This window comes from Anaerolineae bacterium (assembly GCA_035529315.1).
Classification (GTDB): domain Bacteria; phylum Desulfobacterota; class Desulfobacteria; order Desulfobacterales; family ETH-SRB1; genus Desulfaltia.
The window spans coordinates 37,685-53,350 of sequence record DATKWZ010000006.1; the positions used below are offsets into that span (position 1 = coordinate 37,685).

A 15,666-nucleotide genomic window follows, 5' to 3' on the forward strand; every position below is an offset into this window, starting at 1 on the left:
TCTAAATCACTCTTTCATTGCCGCCATCTATCGGGACCTGTGCCCCTGTTGTTTTGGCAAAAGCCGGGCCTGCCATGCAGCAAATCAGATTGGCTACATCTTTTGATGTAACTTCGGTTTTTAGCAGATTTTTGGTTTTATATTCCGCAACAGTAAGTCCGTAATGTTTAGCTCGCTCATTTAAGACCTTCTGAGTCCATATGCCGGTATCAAACACTGCATCAGGATGAATGATATTAACTCTAATTCCATCTGCGGCCAGTTCCAGAGCAGCCACCCTGGCAAGCTGAGTTAAACCAGCCTTGGCAACCGAATAGGCTGAAGCGCCGGGACCGGGAGCAGGGACGTTTTTTGAAGCGATAAATATCACAGACGGATCAACACCCTGTTTGAGATAAGGGATGCATGCTTTCAGCAATCTCTGGTGACTCGACAAATTGATCTCCATGCTTTGATTCCAGGTTTCAGCATCCATCTCTTCAATGCTTTGGCTGCGGGTAAATATTCCTGCATTATTTATCAATATATCGAGGCCGCCAAAACTGCGAACAGTAAATTCTATTGCTTGCTTTATGATTTTATCATCCGAAATATCACAAGTTAATCCTATTAGATCAGGCTGATCAAACATCCGGGTGATTGCGGGGTTTAGATCCATGCCGACAACTGCGGCGCCATGTTCATGCAGACCTTTGGCACAGGCAAGCCCTATGCCGCTTGCAGCGCCGGTAACAAGAGCTATCTTGCCCTGAAATATTCGAGTTGTGTCTTTTCTGCGCAATTTTGATTGTTGCAACTCCCAGTATTCCATATCGAAAATATCTTTTTCCGGCAGGGCTTTCCAGCCGCCTATGGCTTCACCCCACTGAATTGCCCGGATAGTATGAAAAGCAATATCGGAAACAATATTTGCTTCCCCTGCACTTTGCCCAAAAGCCATTATACCGTGCCCGGGCCAGACTCCCCATCTGGGGGCTGGATCAAGGCAAAGCAGACGGCCATCGGTATTTCGCTGAAAATACTCTTTGTATGCCGAGCAAAAGCCGGTTATTTCTTTTTCAATATCCTTTTTTATTACAACCGGTATACGCTTTGTGCGGACCACATGATCAGGAGTTAAAGGGCCGCGGACGGCAATTGAATCTACATTGGTCAGATTGGCAAAGCCGCAGACTTCAGGGGCGCTATTTAATTTGGCTATCATGGCAGATCCTTTTGTTAGAGAAACCTGTTTGCGGATTTTTGCCAGTGTAAGAAGATCTTCTCCAGGTTCCGCCCTGGCAATAGAGTCAAATGCCCCGCTTGCCTGAAGATAGTCTTCAGCAAGGGAAACAAGATGGATCATCTGCTTATAACTTGCTTTGGCATTGTCTGAAAAAGTAAAGACGCCGTGGTTCATTAAAATTATGCCTTTAATCTCATGCCAGTTGATGTTGCGGGTCATTTCATAAACTTTTTTTGCCAGGATAAAACCGGACATTACATAAGGCACAATCAAGACACTGTCTTTATAAATTTCTCTAATCAGCCTTTTGCCTTTTTCGTTATTAGTGATTGTTACAACCGCATCCGCATGAGTGTGATCAACATATTTAAACGGTATAATGGCATGCAGGATGGCTTCTATAGAAGGATTCGGGGCTAAATAATCAATCATTGCGGTTTTTTGAAGCCGCAGCATATCCGTATCAGACAGGCGCTCAAGTTCCACCATCCTTTTCAGCGCTTCAAGCTTGACAGGAGCAAATCCTGCGGCCTGAATCGTTTTCAGATCCAAGCCGCTTCCTTTTATATAAAGCACCTCTTCAATATCGCCGAAGAGGTTTTTTATTTCAGCCTTTAAGGATGTGTTGCCTCCGCCATGTAAAACCAGACCGGATTCCCGGCCTAATAATCTGGAGGTGTAAGCCCTGAGCTCTAATGGATTGCCTAAAAAGCTTTTTGCCTCATTGTCGTTCCATAAACTTTTCATAACATCCTAACTCTTTATTAAATTCTTAAAAAGTCACAAATTTAACTATAGATGGCTAAGTAAAAAGGTTTATATACAAGGCGCAGGAGTTTTTCAGGACCGAAGGCATACATTATAGTATGTCGAGGATCTCGAAAAACTCCTGTAACGCGGTAGATGGGACTTTTTACGACGCCATCAAAATCCGCGTCTGTTTCTGTCCAGACTTCTGTATTGAATTGCCTCGGAAAGATGATCGATCTGGATATCTTTTTCTCCGGCTAAATCGGCGATGGTGCGGGCGATTTTCAGAATACGGTTATAAGCGCGGGCAGACAGACCGAGCTTGTCTATGGCCGATTCAAGAAGACTGCAGGATGCATCGTCGATTTTGCAATATTTTTTTATATGACGATTGTTCATATGGGAATTGCAAAATATTTTTGTTCTAACAAATCGTTCGTATTGAATTAGTCTGGATGCAAGGACCCGTTTCATAATATCTTCTGACGATTCAGCCCATGCTTCCCTTGAGAGGTCTCTATATTGAACCGCAGGTACTTCAACATGAATATCTATCCTGTCCATTAACGGGCCTGAAATCTTTGATCTGTACTTATGAATCTGATGATATGTGCACCGGCACTCGTGCTTGGGGTCGGAAAAGTAGCCGCACGGACACGGGTTCATGGCGGCGACCAGCATAAAACTGGCAGGGTAGGTTATGGTTGATGAGGCACGTGAAATAGTCACATTTAAATCTTCTAACGGTTGCCGCAGAACTTCTAATACATGTTTTTTAAATTCCGGAAGTTCATCCAGAAAGAGAACTCCATTATGAGCCATGCTCACCTCGCCCGGTCTGGGGATATGTCCGCCTCCGATTAAACCTGCATCCGAGATTGTATGGTGAGGAGACCTGAAAGGCCTTTTTGTAACCAGGGCCTGACCTTTTGAAAGCATTCCAACTACGGAATAAATTTTGGTGGTTTCAATTGATTCGTCAAATGTAAGAGGCGGGAGTATGGTCGGCAAACGTTTTGCCAGCATGGTTTTCCCGGAACCTGGTGGGCCGACCATAATTAAATTGTGGCCTCCGGCTGATGCTACCTCCAGAGCCCGCTTTACATGTTCCTGGCCCATGACTTCGGAAAAATCCACTTCAAACTTGCCTGCCTGGCCAAGTATAGTAGAAATATCGGTTTTTTCAGGTTCGATTTGAGTGAATCCGCAAAAAAAATCAACTATCTGGGACAGAGTTTTCACAGGAAGAACCGATATTTCATCTACCACTGATGCTTCATGCCTGTTATCGTATGGTACGACAATTCCTGGATAGCCGGCAGCTTTTGCGGCAATGGCCATGGGAAGAGACCCCTTTACGGATTTTATACGGCCATCCAGTGAAAGCTCGCCCAAGACAAGGTATCTGGAGGCTATTTCCCTGGGGATTATGCCTGATGCGACCAATATGCCCAACGCTATCGGAAGATCAAAACCGGTGCCTTCCTTTTTGATGTCTGCCGGGGCTAAATTTACAGTTATCCTGTCGTCGGGAAAGCTGTAGCCGGAATTATTAATGGCGGATTTAACCCTTTCCTTGCTTTCCTTTACAGCTGTTTCAGGGAGCCCCACAGTAGTAAATGTTGGAAGGCCTTGTGCTATATCTACTTCCACCTCCACAAGATAGGCATCTATACCGATGACAGCGCTGCTTAATATCTTTGCTATCAAATTTTCTCCTCCCTGTAAATAATCTTGCGCTAATTCGAGAAGTTAGCACGGATTGCCATCCCAAGGCAAGTGTATTATGGTTTTACGTTTCCTCTTTTTCGACAAAAAAGGGGTTACAGTTAATAAAAAAAACCGTAACCCCTTATATTTCTCACAAATGGTAGGCGATGTTGGATTTGAACCAACGACTTCTACCGTGTGAAGGTAGCACTCTCCCACTGAGTTAATCGCCCATTATTGTTAATTATCGACCATATCTTTTAACTCTTTACCTACCTTGAAAAATGGCAGTTTCTTGGAATGTACCTTAATCTGTTTGCCGGTTTTTGGGTTTCGACCTGTATACGGCTTGTATTTTTTAACGATAAAACTTCCAAAACCCCTGATTTCAACACGTTCGCCATTGGAAATGGTTTTTGTTATTGTGCTAAAAAATGTATCAATGATCTTTTTAACACCTTTTTTGCTTATGCCGGTTTTATCCTTAAGCGCATTGATTAAGTCCACTCTGTTCATCGAAACCCCTTCCCAATAAATTTATTCTGTTTTCTTAACCTGTTATTTTAAATTAAAATACTAAAATATATTGAAATATAATTAATTAATTGGTTTCAAGTCAAGCATTTTTCCGGAAATTCAATACAAATACTCGCATGCTTGAGCCTGTATCCCTAAACCCTTTTTAAGCGCAAATAAACAGGTTCTGTCTCCTGAACACCACCGCGATATTACTTTAAAAGCCATATCCTCTATAAATTCTCCGGCAAAGACACCATGCTCGACAGAGTATATAGCTGATCCTTTCTGCCAGATTTTAAAATATTCACTTAATATTTGTGGATCCATGCATTGCCTGCACCTGTTTTTTACCTTACCACAATATTTTTGTGGGGATTGTATTGTTTTTAACATAGCAGTAATGGCTGGACAATTCAAGAGCTCTTTGCTTACAGGCAGTTTGTGCCCCAGGCAATAGATCTGATTGATAAATGCTCAGTAAAATCATTTTTTTTGTATAGCCTTTAAATATTTTTAGGCACTCAATTTTGACAGCTTCGTAAAAAGTCTCGAAATCGTCATGCCGGACTTGATCCGGCATCCAGAACGCATTGAATTTACTGGATTCCTCCCGGACCTGATCCGGGATCTACCGGAATGACGGGAAAGAGAACTTTTTAACTTTTTACGAATTCATCAATTTTATGATAATAATTTGATATAAAACACACCGTGCGTCAATGAAAGCTAATCTAACTATATAAAAATACTATCAATAATATAATGATATGCCAGGTTATTTGCTTATTTACGGATGTCCCGCATATCCCATCTAAGCGGTCTGACAAAAGCTGCAGACGGCGCTGATTTGTTGATATTTTAAAAAAATAAATATTTGGCTTGCTATTATGTATAAAGGTGCTTAATATATATTATCAATTAAGCCCCGCCATAAATTGGCAGGAGGGTTTCTTTCTGTGGGAATTATCCGTTTATTAAACGTTATCATCCTTCAGTTTGTAACATTGAAATTTTTAGAAAGGAGGATGATATTATGATAAATGGAACTGTTAAGTGGTTTAATGACCACAAAGGTTTTGGATTCATCGAACAGGAAGATGGACCGGATGTATTTGTGCATCATAGCGCAATCAATGCTACCGGTTTTAAATCCCTCAGTGAAGGTGCGAGCGTGAGTTTTGACATCGAGCAAGGACCAAAAGGTCCGGCTGCTGCCAATGTGACCGTTGTCTAACCTGCTTTTAAGGTAATTAAAGGCATCTCCTGTGAAACAGGGGGTGCCTTTTTTAATGATCGCTTGCATAAAACCACAATTATGTCGGCTGAGATTCTTTTCTCTGTTGTCAGAGATCTTATCGATCCGGTAACCAACCAGAAAGGAAACGCCATGGCAAAATCTCATTACCAGTTCAAGAAACGTCAGAAAGAATTGGACAAGAAAAAAAAGAAAGAGGAAAAAAAGCAGCGCAAGCTGGAAAACAATGTGGTTGAAACCGATGAAACTGAAAAAGACCTAATCCCTTCAACGGAGGGAGACTTTGGGGAACTTTAGTATCAATCTGAACATTGTTCGCCCCAAAACCAATCTCCCTTTTCGGATTTCCCCAGTCATATGTATGTCCCTTGACTAATTAACAACAACGGGCAAAAGTAGAGCCTCAAGTATCTTTTGGGTGAAATCCCCCCCCCCGCATCTATCTTTGTTAAAATAAAAATTATCCAACATTGATACCCCGCGGATTGCCGCGGGAAAGATAAGCCACTTGCACATATATTTTCCGCTGTTCTTTTTCCGCGATGAAATCGACCTCTCTGTTATCGACTTTTCCAAGGAAAAATTTGGCGCGCTTTGCCTTGAAGGCTAAGCTGTTACGTTGTTTGTAAAAAATTTCTTAGAATCCGCTTGCCCAAGGGGGTCATGATTGATTCCGGATGAAACTGAATCCCTTCCGTGCAATGCTCGCGATGCCTGATTCCCATAATCTCCCCGTCATCAGACTCCGCGGTGATTTCAAAACATTCAGGCAGATCATCCCTGGACACGGACAAAGAATGATAGCGCATGGCCTGAAAAGGTTTGCTGATGCCCTGATACAGCATTTTTCCATCAGCATGGATCATGGAGGTTTTGCCGTGCATGAGCCTCTTTGCTGAAACAACCCTGCCTCCAAAGGCCACGGCAATGGCCTGATGCCCCAAGCATACGCCAAGAATAGGGATATGTCCGGAAAAATGCTTTACTACCGAAATGGTTATTCCTGCCGATTCAGGCCTGCCCGGCCCCGGCGATATTATGATACCTGAAGGATTCCAGAAAACAATATCTGAAATAGCGGCCGCGTCGTTTCGGATGACCTTAACCTGAGAGCCTAACTGCTCAACATATTGAACCAGGTTGTAGGTAAATGAATCATAGTTGTCAATCATCAGGATCATCTCTTTTCTCCTTGCAAAAGCTCCAAAGCCTTCTGTATCGCCATCGCCTTATTAACGGTTTCCACCCGTTCCCGCTCAGGGTCGGAATCGGCGACTATTCCGGCTCCTGCGCGAACCGTAAGCTGCCTGTTTTCAATACATGCGGTCCGGATAGTAATTGCCATATCCATATTTCCGTTAAATGAAATATAACCTACAGCTCCCCCATAAGGCCCTCTTGGTTCCTTTTCCAGTTCCGCGATAATTTCCATGGCTCTGACCTTTGGGGCTCCTGACAGGGTGCCTGCAGGAAAGGTGGCGGCAAGAAGATCCCATGCGTCACAATCGGATCGCAGATCACAGCATATATTGGAAACAAGATGCATTACATGAGAATATCGTTCCACAACCATTAAATCGGTTACCTGCACGGTTCCCACCTCTGCTACCCGGCCAAGATCGTTTCGTCCAAGATCAACCAGCATAAGGTGTTCAGCCCGTTCCTTTTCATCGCCAAGAAGTTCATCGGCAAGCGCTCTGTCCTCTTGTTCATTTTTTCCTCTCGGGCGTGTGCCGGCAATGGGCCTGAGGGTGGCAATGCCGTTTTCCAGCCGAACCATTGTTTCCGGCGAAGAGCCGACAAGAGCCACATCATCTATATGCATAAAATACAGATAAGGGGATGGGTTGATATGTCGCTGAGCGCGATAGAGCATCCATAGATCAGGAGGCGCTTCGCAAACAAAGGGCTGGGATATAACCGTCTGAATCACATCCCCTGCCCGGATATATTCCTTTATCTTTTTTACGTGAGACCGATAGGTGTCGTCATCCTGTCTGGGAATCAGACTATACCCCTTTTGATAAGCACGGTCATTGCTTACGGGTAATTGTTGATCAATTACCTGTAGCATGAATTTGGCACGCGACATTGCGCTTTCAAAGGCTTTTTCTACAGCCTGATCGGTTTTTTGATTGTTTTCCAGATCTTCATCAAGAAAGGTTATAACAATTCCAAGCAATGTGTTTCGAATATTATCAAAAATAAGCAGTTCATCGGGCACTATGAAATTTGCAAGCGGTTTTTCTTCAGGCCATTGATTCGGGACCGCTTCGATAAATGAAACCATTTCATAAGCCAGGTAACCGACCATCCCTCCCCAGAACCTTGGCAGTTCAGGCATATCAGCCGGATTAAACCTGCTCATAAAGTCCCTTAGAACTGTCAGCGGCTCTCCATTATGAGGAATCTTGTTGACGCAACCCTTATTTTGAATTTCCACGAACTCCGAGTATACGCGGATATGAAATCTGGCGGAAGCGCTCAAAAAGCTGTATCTTCCCCAACGTTCCCCTCCTTCTACACTTTCGAACAAAAAAACAGGGCCTTTATTATTATAGACTTTTTTAAGCAAAGAAACCGGGGTTTCCGTGTCTGCCAGCATTTCAACACAAACTGGTATCACATTATTTTGCCCGGCTAAAATGCGGAATTGATCTTTGTCTGGGAATTGTTTTATAAGCATATATATCCTTCTTTAAATAATGAAACCAGACCCCAATGACCAGGTTTTCTGTTACAAAATAAAAAAAGACCGTGAAGATTTCCACAGCCTTTTTAAAACAAAAAGACCGTAGGCTTTGAGTTGCCTGCGGTCATTAAAACTTTTAACTAAAATCAGGTTGGTGAAGTTCCGCCGGCGAACTCGTTGATATAAGTCTGCCACCACCATATAAATAACAGATTTTTAATTTTATGATTTCCGATTGTTTTCATTTGTAAATTTTCCTATAAGACTTTATCTATAGTTATTTTGTTATATATTTGTCAAGTTTTTTTATTGTAATCGTTTACGGGTTCAGGGTTCAGGTGAACTTTTGAACCCGTAAATGCTTGCTTTTTATTTAACAGGAGAAAATTTCAGCTATGGCAGCAGAAACACTAAACACAGGGAATGAAATCTGTTTGGACGAAAAGGCGGAAATTGAAATCGTCAGGCAGATCGGCAAACTCCTTTGCAGACAAAATGCCGGCATTGCGATTGCCGAAAGCTGTACAGGCGGCCTTATATCCCATATGATTACAAATGTGCCGGGAAGTTCGGACTATTTTCTTTTATCCGGCATAACATATTCGAATGAAGCCAAAATAAATCTGCTTGGAGTATCGCCTGAAACAATAAAACGATACGGAGCCGTGCATGAAGAAACTGCAAAAGAGATGGCTATAGGAGTGCGACGGATTGCCGGCGCAACTTATGGACTTTCAACAAGCGGAATTGCGGGGCCCGGTGGGGCAACCGATGATAAGCCTGTAGGAACCGTATGTATCGGGCTTGCCACGCCCAAACATGTAAAAGGTTATTGTTTCAACTTTGCCGGCAATGACAGGCTGACGAATAAAAAAATATTTGCCATGAAAGCCCTTGACCTGTTGAGAACCGAACTTCTTGAGCAAAATTGAATAAGACATAACATTTTCAACACGGAGCACACAGAGAGCACAGAGCAAATGCTTTTTTATAGAAAATCTCAGCGTGCTCTTTGAACTCTGTGGTAAAAGTTTTTATATAAGGATTTGCTTTATGGGTATTAAAAAAGGACAGACACTGGAGCTTAGAATCTCGGATATCGCCTTTGGCGGAAAGGGGCTTGCGCGTGTTGACGGCATGGCTGTTTTTGTTGACGGGGCAGTACCTTTAGACCTTGTTGATGCCCTCATAACTAAAAAGAAAAAAAGCTATGCAGAGGCCAGAATAGTATTAATAAAGGAGCCGTCTCCATATAGAATAGATCCGCCATGCATGTACAGCAACTATTGTGGCGGATGTAAGTGGCAGTTTTTAGCTTATGACAGGCAGCTTGAGTTCAAACAAGGGCATGTCATCGATTCTATTGAACATATAGGGCTTATACATGATCCTGTAGTGCATAAAACAATCCCTTCCAGCCGGATTTTTGAGTACAGAAACAAGATGGAGTTTACATGTTCCGACCGAAAATGGCTGCTGCCTGACGAGATGGATAAAAAGGATATTGATACAGGCTTTGCCATCGGTCTTCATGTGCCTGGCACATTTAGCAAGGTGCTTGACACAAAGGCATGCCTGCTTCAGCCAAAATCAGGCAATCATATCCTCGAAGATGTTAGAAATTATATTAAAAACTCCAAAACCCCCGTATATAGTCTTTACAGCCACATCGGGTTCTGGCGGTTTGTTATGCTGAGACATTCCGCTGCATATGACCAATGGATGGTTAACATCATAACTTCAGAAGAAAACAAAAAAATTCTGCAGCCTCTCGCCGATCTCTTGATGAATAAATATCCGGAAATAGTCTCGATTGTAAATAACATTACTGCTCGCAAAGCCGGCGTGGCCATTGGAGAATATGAAATATTACTTGCCGGAGCCTCCTGCATAAAAGATAAAATCGGTCCTTGTGAGTTTGAGATATCTGCAAACTCGTTTTTTCAAACCAACACGGCTGGTGCGGAGCAGCTTTTCCGGACGGTCAGGGAATATGCCGGACTCAGCGGCAAAGAAAGGGTTGTGGATTTATACAGCGGCACAGGGGCGATATCTGTTTTTCTTGCAGACAGTGCAAAAGAGATAACAGGCATCGAGATAGTTGCATCTGCCGTGGCTAATGCGCAAAATAACTGCAAAAAAAACATGATATCAAATTGCCGGTTTATCCATGGCGATATAAAGGACTGCCTGCCGCAGGTTACGGAAAGCCCTGATGTTATGATAATCGATCCTCCAAGAGTAGGTATGCACAAGGATGTAGTAAAGCATGTTCTTAAAATAGCGCCTGAAAAAATTGTTTATGTATCCTGCAATCCCACAACCATGGCAAGGGATATCGGGCTTATAAAGGATAAATATAATTTACTGGAAACACAGCCGGTTGACATGTTCCCTCACACATATCATATAGAATCGGTGGCAAGGCTTGAAAAAAAATAAAAATGATACAGGTGCAATGGCAATTGAAATGAAGCCTATAGGTTTTGTGCGCCATGAATTTGAAAAGGTTCCCAGGCATTGGTCTGTTTCAGATGTTGAAGGAAGGCTGATTATTAATGAGGAATATATTGAGGGCATGGAGGACATCAAGGCCGGTCAGCACATTGTCGTGATTTTCCATTTCCATAAAAGTCCTGCATTCACTTCCAGGTATCTCAAGCAAAGCCCTCCGCATCGCAAAGAAATAATTGGGGTTTTCAGCTGCTGCTCGCCACGGAGACCAAACCCGATCGGCATGTCGGTTCTGGAAGTACTTAAAGTAAAAAGCAACGTCATTTATGTTAAAGGTCTGGATATGTACAACAACACCCCCATTTGGGATATCAAACCCTTAACACTTAACACCTAACACGTTTCGTAAAGAAAGTTTTTACGAGTTTATGAATAATGACAAGTCAAACAGATCTTCCTTTAAAATTTAAAAACGCCGAAGAGGCTCAGGCATCTTCCGCAAGTCTTGCTTTGTTGGGTGAATTTTGCATCGGCCACGATGTGCTGGATTGGGTTAATGCTTATATGCCTAAATCATGCAAAAGCGTCTGTTTTAAGACCAGTGAATATTTTTTCCCTCTGCCGGAAAAACCAGCCGAATAAAAGAATTGAAATAATGATACCTTTACGAAGCTCGCAACGTTCTTCAAGCTATCCTGTAGTCAACAATACACTTATCGGCATCAGTGTTATATTTTTTCTAATAGAGCTGGCGCAAGGCCACCGTTTAAACGAATTTATCTACACATATGGTCTTGTCCCGGATCGCTATTTCATCCCCCAGATATCTTCTCGTTTCACATCAGGGGAACATCTCCTCACCTTGTTTTCGTTTATGTTTCTCCATGGAGGATTCTTACATCTTCTGAGTAATATGTGGAGTCTCTATATCTTTGGCGATAACGTGGAAGAGCGACTCGGCCCAATACGGTATCTCGCTTTTTACCTTCTCTGCGGTCTTGCATCCGGCATTGTTCACGTTGTTTCTAATCCGCATTCACAAATACCGACCATCGGAGCCAGCGGTGCGATTGCCGGTATAATGGGAGCCTATTTCGTTCTATTTCCCAGGGCCAAGATACTAACCCTGGTACCTTTTTTTTTCTTCTTCCCTTTTGTAGAGATTCCCGCATATTTTTTTCTTGGTATCTGGTTCCTGTTTCAGTTCCTGAGCGCCACGGCAAGCCCGGGCCAAATAGGCGGAATCGCATGGTGGGCACATATAGGCGGATTTATTTTCGGTATTATATTTTTAAAGCTTTTTACGCTGATACCTAAAATCGGAGTGAGTAGTAAAATAAGAAAAATTACCCAAAAACGCACAACATCGAAAATTCAGGTTGTACGCCCGATCTCAATGGATAATGACCCCAATTCCTATGGAAACATCTTTATCAATTCCCGCGAAGCATTTTTCGGTACCCGCAAATTGATTAATATTCCGGTCGGCTTTAAAAAACGAAGCTTTTTATTGACAATTCCACCCAATATTAAGGATGGAAACAAACTGCGCATCCGAGGATTAGGGCGGATAGTTGCAGGAGATAAAAAAGGGGATTTGTATCTAAAAGTGAATATAGTGGTGAATTCACCACCCATGGGCAAATCCGGATGAGTGTTTGAATTGTGATCTAAAAGCCGGTGTTCATTCAGGGGTTCCGGCAAGAACAAAAAAACAATTGAAAAAGAAAGCAGTTTCTCATTTGCACATGCGTTTACCTTGATCAATTTTCAGGGCAAACGCATGTTCGTTAGGCATTAAAAACAATAGAGAACAGTTATTCGTAGCGAAGGGCTTCGATCGGGTCCATTTGCCCGGCCTGCCTGGCTGGAAAGTAGCCGAAAACGACACCTACCGCAGCAGAAAATACGAACGCGATTATGATAATTATAGGATCAAAGACAAAGGGAACAGCGAGGACAATGGCGCCGACCGCGGCAGCCGAGATCCCAAGAACGATGCCGATCACCCCTCCTAAGGAAGACAACACTACGGCCTCAACCAAAAACTGCATCAGAACATCCCGTTCCAGGGCGCCAATGGCGAGTCTGATGCCGATCTCCCGCGTTCTTTCCGTAACCGACACCAGCATGATATTCATTATGCCGATTCCGCCGACAAGGAGGCTTACTGCTGCCACTGCCCCCAGTAGTCCGGTAAGTACACGGGTTGTCCCTGTCATCGTGCTGACTAGTTCTTGCATATCTCTGACATAAAAATCATCATCTTTGCTCGGCGAAATGTGACGACGCTCGCGCATCAGTTGCTCGATATCCTGCTCGACTTTCCTGGTTGAAACGCCATCATGCGCTGAAACCAAAATACGGCTCACATCAGAATTCCCCGTGATTCGTCGTTGAAGCACGCGTAAAGGAATAAGCACGAAGTCATCCTGATCCGTGCCAAAGCTGGACTGCCCTTTGGGATTTAATACGCCGATCACGTTGCAGGAAAGCTTACCCAGGCGAATGGTGGCTCCTATAGGATTCCGGCCGCCAAAGAGCTTATTGCGCACAGTAGCACCAAGTATGCACACGGCTTTGCCTGCTCGAAGTTCGCCTTCCATAAATTGACGACCGCTTTCAAGCAGCCAGTTGCTGACCTGCAAATAATCATTGGTGCTGCCGGTAACTGTGGTAGACCAGTTTTCATTTCCGTAAATAGATTGGACTGTCTGAGATGCAATCGGCGCTACGGCAGAAAGGCCAAAAATCTCCTGGGCAATGGCCTCGGCATCTTTCGCCTTAAACATGTCACCGGTTGAATGTGTGCCACCAGGACCGTGGCGATCCTGGCCCGGTCTGACCTGGAGCAGATTGGTCCCCAATTTGGCGATATCGGAGGCTACCTGTGCCGTGGCCCCTCTACCCAAAGTCACCATGGTGATCACAGCAGCTACCCCGATAACGATACCCAGAATTGTCAGAGATGAGCGCATGAGGTTGCGACGAATTTCCCGCAAAGATAGTAGAATTGTTTCACTGAACATTAAGCAATCTCCGGTTTTCCCTCTTCAGAATCGATGCTTCCGTCGAAGAAGCGAATGATTCGTTTTGCGTAGACCGCTATATTGGCATCATGAGTCACCATGGCGATTGTTATGCCGCGTTCTTTGTTAAATGCAGCAAGCACCTCCATGATTTCACGACTGCGCGCGGAATCCAGGTTGCCGGTGGGCTCGTCGGCCAGCAGAACCTTGGGATTAGTAACAATGGCACGGGCTATGGCGACCCTTTGTTGCTGTCCACCGGAGAGTTCGCCCGGCGTGTGCGTTTCCCATCCTGTAAGCCCAACCGCTTCAAGGGCTTGAAGGGCGCGTACCCTTCGCTCTCCCACAGGCGTACCGCGATAGATTAAGGGTAGTTCAACATTTTCCAAAGCTGAAGTGCGGTTTAGGAGGTTGAAGCCCTGAAACACAAACCCCAGATAATGCCGGCGTAACAGTGCACGCTGGTCGCGGGACAGCTTTCCAACGTCAATGCCTTCAAACAGGAAGACACCGCTGCTGGGAGTATCTAAACAACCTAAAATATTCATGCAGGTAGATTTGCCTGATCCACTTGGCCCCATTACAGCCACGAACTCACCCTGACAAATACGCAAGTCTATTTCCTGTAGGGCCTGCATGGCTGCAGGACCCTTGCCGTATACCTTGTTTACGCCCTTCAGCTCGATAAGGTAGTGTTTGCCGGTTTGAGTGGAAGTGGTTGTCTTCATTGTCTCTCTCTCATTGTATCGACAACGAGCTCCATCCCTGGCTCAATGTCGCCACTGATAACCTCGGTCATTTTGCCATCAGTAACTCCTGTCATGATACCAATAGCGATAAGTTGTCCATCGCGCAGTGTCCAGACGCGTTGTTTGTTATCGACAATATCATTTTTACGCTGTTCCTGCGATGATCTATGCCGACCTGGCAGGAGTTTACTGAACAGGCCGCCATTGGATGTAGCTTCTTTTTCTTTGATCAAAGGGGCAAAACGCAATGCAGCATTTGGTAACAGGATTGCATTCTCGACTTTTTTTACGGTGATGTCTGCCGTTGCCGTCATTCCAGGCCGCAAGGACAGATCTGAGTTATCCACATTTAGTACGGTTTTGTACGTAACGACACCATTCACAGTCTGAGAGCCATAACGGACCTGGGCGATCAGCGCTGGAAAAGTCCGATTTGGATGGGCATCGACAGCAAAGGTCGCCTCCTGTCCCTCTTTTACCTGACCCACATCGGCTTCGTCCACGTCCACGTGGAGTTCCATCTTGGTCAGATCCTCGGCCAAAGTGAACAGCACCGGGGACTGCAATGAGGAGGCAACAGTTTGGCCGGGTTCCACGCTACGCGTAAGGACAATACCGTTAATGGGCGAGTGGATGACTGCTTTAGACAGATCCGTCTCGTTAGCTTCCAGAGTGGCCTGGGCTTCAGAGACTTGGGATTTTGCGGTGGTCTTGGCGGCCAGCGCTCTTTGCAGCGCCGCATGTGCCGCATCCATGTCGTGTTGCGATGGCACCTTGTTATCGCTCAATTCCCAGACCCGCTTTAACCGCTCCAGTTCATTGCGTGTTTCATTGACGGTGGCCTGTGTTTCCAGAACCTTTGCCCGGGCCGATTCCAGGGCCGCCTTCGACTTTAGAACCTGCGCTTGGAGCTTCGACATGTCCAGCCGCGCCAGGACCTGGCCGATCTTTACATGGTCATTGTAATCGACCTCGACGGTTTCCACGGTTCCGGATACCTCGGTGCCCACATCCACCTGATTGGTTGGCTCCAGGTTACCTGTCGCTGTCACAGTCATGGTCAGGTTTCCTTGCTGAACTTTCTGGGTCTGGTACTGCATGGAATCGGATTTTTCTACCCTCTTCCAAACAACAGCGCTTGTTCCCCCCACTATTGCCAGTAGAGCTATGATGAGCCATTGTTTCAGATGCTTTCTGTGGTTTTGGGACTGGTCGATACCCAGAGTTTGGCTAATGTTTGATTCTGAATTTATGTTGTATTTCATGGCTTCTTTCCATGCTTG

16 protein-coding genes and 1 tRNA gene are annotated in these 15,666 nt (G+C 44.6%); 7 read left to right on the forward strand and 10 right to left on the reverse strand.

The annotated features are described in order from the left end of the window. Position 1 precedes the first annotated feature (1 nt). From VMW78_00975 to VMW78_00995, 5 genes are all read right to left on the reverse strand, one after another. The gene (locus tag VMW78_00975) at positions 2–1,972 is read right to left on the reverse strand and encodes a bifunctional aldolase/short-chain dehydrogenase (protein HUV49584.1); all 1,971 of its coding nucleotides are present in this window, start codon (positions 1,970–1,972) and stop codon (positions 2–4) included. 177 nt (positions 1,973–2,149) lie between these two features. Continuing rightward, positions 2,150–3,685, reverse strand: coding sequence for a YifB family Mg chelatase-like AAA ATPase (locus VMW78_00980; protein ID HUV49585.1), 1,536 nt, complete (start codon positions 3,683–3,685; stop codon positions 2,150–2,152). 158 nt (positions 3,686–3,843) lie between these two features. Then, positions 3,844–3,918: transfer RNA gene (locus tag VMW78_00985), tRNA-Val, on the reverse strand. Between the two features lie 7 nt (positions 3,919–3,925). Beyond that, complete coding sequence (locus tag VMW78_00990) at positions 3,926–4,201, reverse strand: HU family DNA-binding protein (GenBank protein ID HUV49586.1); 276 nt, start codon at positions 4,199–4,201, stop codon at positions 3,926–3,928. Positions 4,202–4,321: 120 nt separating this feature from the next. Further along, positions 4,322–4,531, reverse strand: coding sequence for a hypothetical protein (locus VMW78_00995; protein ID HUV49587.1), 210 nt, complete (start codon positions 4,529–4,531; stop codon positions 4,322–4,324). A gap of 706 nt (positions 4,532–5,237) precedes the next feature. Between VMW78_00995 and VMW78_01000 the strand changes: the two genes are divergently transcribed. Both VMW78_01000 and VMW78_01005 read left to right on the forward strand, forming a co-directional pair. Continuing rightward, positions 5,238–5,438, forward strand: a complete 201-nt coding sequence (locus VMW78_01000) for a cold-shock protein (protein ID HUV49588.1) — start codon at positions 5,238–5,240, stop codon at positions 5,436–5,438. A gap of 81 nt (positions 5,439–5,519) precedes the next feature. Next, positions 5,520–5,756: a hypothetical protein gene (locus VMW78_01005; GenBank protein ID HUV49589.1), complete on the forward strand. Its 237-nt coding sequence runs from the start codon at positions 5,520–5,522 to the stop codon at positions 5,754–5,756. A gap of 317 nt (positions 5,757–6,073) precedes the next feature. Here the strand turns inward: VMW78_01005 and VMW78_01010 are convergent, their stop codons facing one another. Next, positions 6,074–6,640: an aminodeoxychorismate/anthranilate synthase component II gene (locus tag VMW78_01010; GenBank protein ID HUV49590.1), complete on the reverse strand. Its 567-nt coding sequence runs from the start codon at positions 6,638–6,640 to the stop codon at positions 6,074–6,076. Beyond that, positions 6,637–8,145, reverse strand: coding sequence for an anthranilate synthase component I family protein (locus tag VMW78_01015; GenBank protein ID HUV49591.1), 1,509 nt, complete (start codon positions 8,143–8,145; stop codon positions 6,637–6,639). Before VMW78_01015 ends, VMW78_01010 begins: the two co-directional genes overlap by 4 nt. A gap of 401 nt (positions 8,146–8,546) precedes the next feature. On the opposite strand from VMW78_01015, the gene VMW78_01020 reads away from it, so the two are divergent. From VMW78_01020 to VMW78_01040, 5 genes are all read left to right on the forward strand, one after another. Beyond that, positions 8,547–9,083 (forward strand): CinA family protein, encoded by a 537-nt coding sequence (locus VMW78_01020; protein HUV49592.1) that lies wholly within the window; start codon positions 8,547–8,549, stop codon positions 9,081–9,083. A 121-nt stretch (positions 9,084–9,204) separates the two neighbouring features. Beyond that, entirely contained in the window at positions 9,205–10,593 is a 1,389-nt protein-coding gene (gene rlmD, locus VMW78_01025; GenBank protein HUV49593.1) for a 23S rRNA (uracil(1939)-C(5))-methyltransferase RlmD, read from the forward strand. Beyond that, positions 10,580–11,002 carry a tRNA (N6-threonylcarbamoyladenosine(37)-N6)-methyltransferase TrmO gene (tsaA, locus tag VMW78_01030; protein ID HUV49594.1) on the forward strand — a complete coding sequence of 141 codons (423 nt, stop codon included), beginning with the start codon at positions 10,580–10,582 and terminating at the stop codon, positions 11,000–11,002. Before rlmD ends, tsaA begins: the two co-directional genes overlap by 14 nt. A gap of 38 nt (positions 11,003–11,040) precedes the next feature. Then, positions 11,041–11,247 (forward strand): hypothetical protein, encoded by a 207-nt coding sequence (locus VMW78_01035; protein HUV49595.1) that lies wholly within the window; start codon positions 11,041–11,043, stop codon positions 11,245–11,247. A gap of 13 nt (positions 11,248–11,260) precedes the next feature. Then, the gene (locus VMW78_01040) at positions 11,261–12,259 is read left to right on the forward strand and encodes a rhomboid family intramembrane serine protease (protein HUV49596.1); all 999 of its coding nucleotides are present in this window, start codon (positions 11,261–11,263) and stop codon (positions 12,257–12,259) included. 163 nt (positions 12,260–12,422) lie between these two features. Here the strand turns inward: VMW78_01040 and VMW78_01045 are convergent, their stop codons facing one another. The 3 genes from VMW78_01045 to VMW78_01055 are packed head-to-tail and all read right to left on the reverse strand — an operon-like array spanning position 12,423 to position 15,648. Next, a complete protein-coding gene (locus tag VMW78_01045) occupies positions 12,423–13,634 on the reverse strand; it encodes an ABC transporter permease (GenBank protein HUV49597.1) in 1,212 nt (403 codons plus the stop codon). Further along, complete coding sequence (locus tag VMW78_01050) at positions 13,634–14,362, reverse strand: ABC transporter ATP-binding protein (protein ID HUV49598.1); 729 nt, start codon at positions 14,360–14,362, stop codon at positions 13,634–13,636. The genes VMW78_01045 and VMW78_01050 overlap by 1 nt, the downstream gene beginning before the upstream one ends. Next, positions 14,359–15,648, reverse strand: a complete 1,290-nt coding sequence (locus VMW78_01055) for an efflux RND transporter periplasmic adaptor subunit (GenBank protein ID HUV49599.1) — start codon at positions 15,646–15,648, stop codon at positions 14,359–14,361. Before VMW78_01055 ends, VMW78_01050 begins: the two co-directional genes overlap by 4 nt. Between the last annotated feature and the right edge of the window lie 18 nt (positions 15,649–15,666).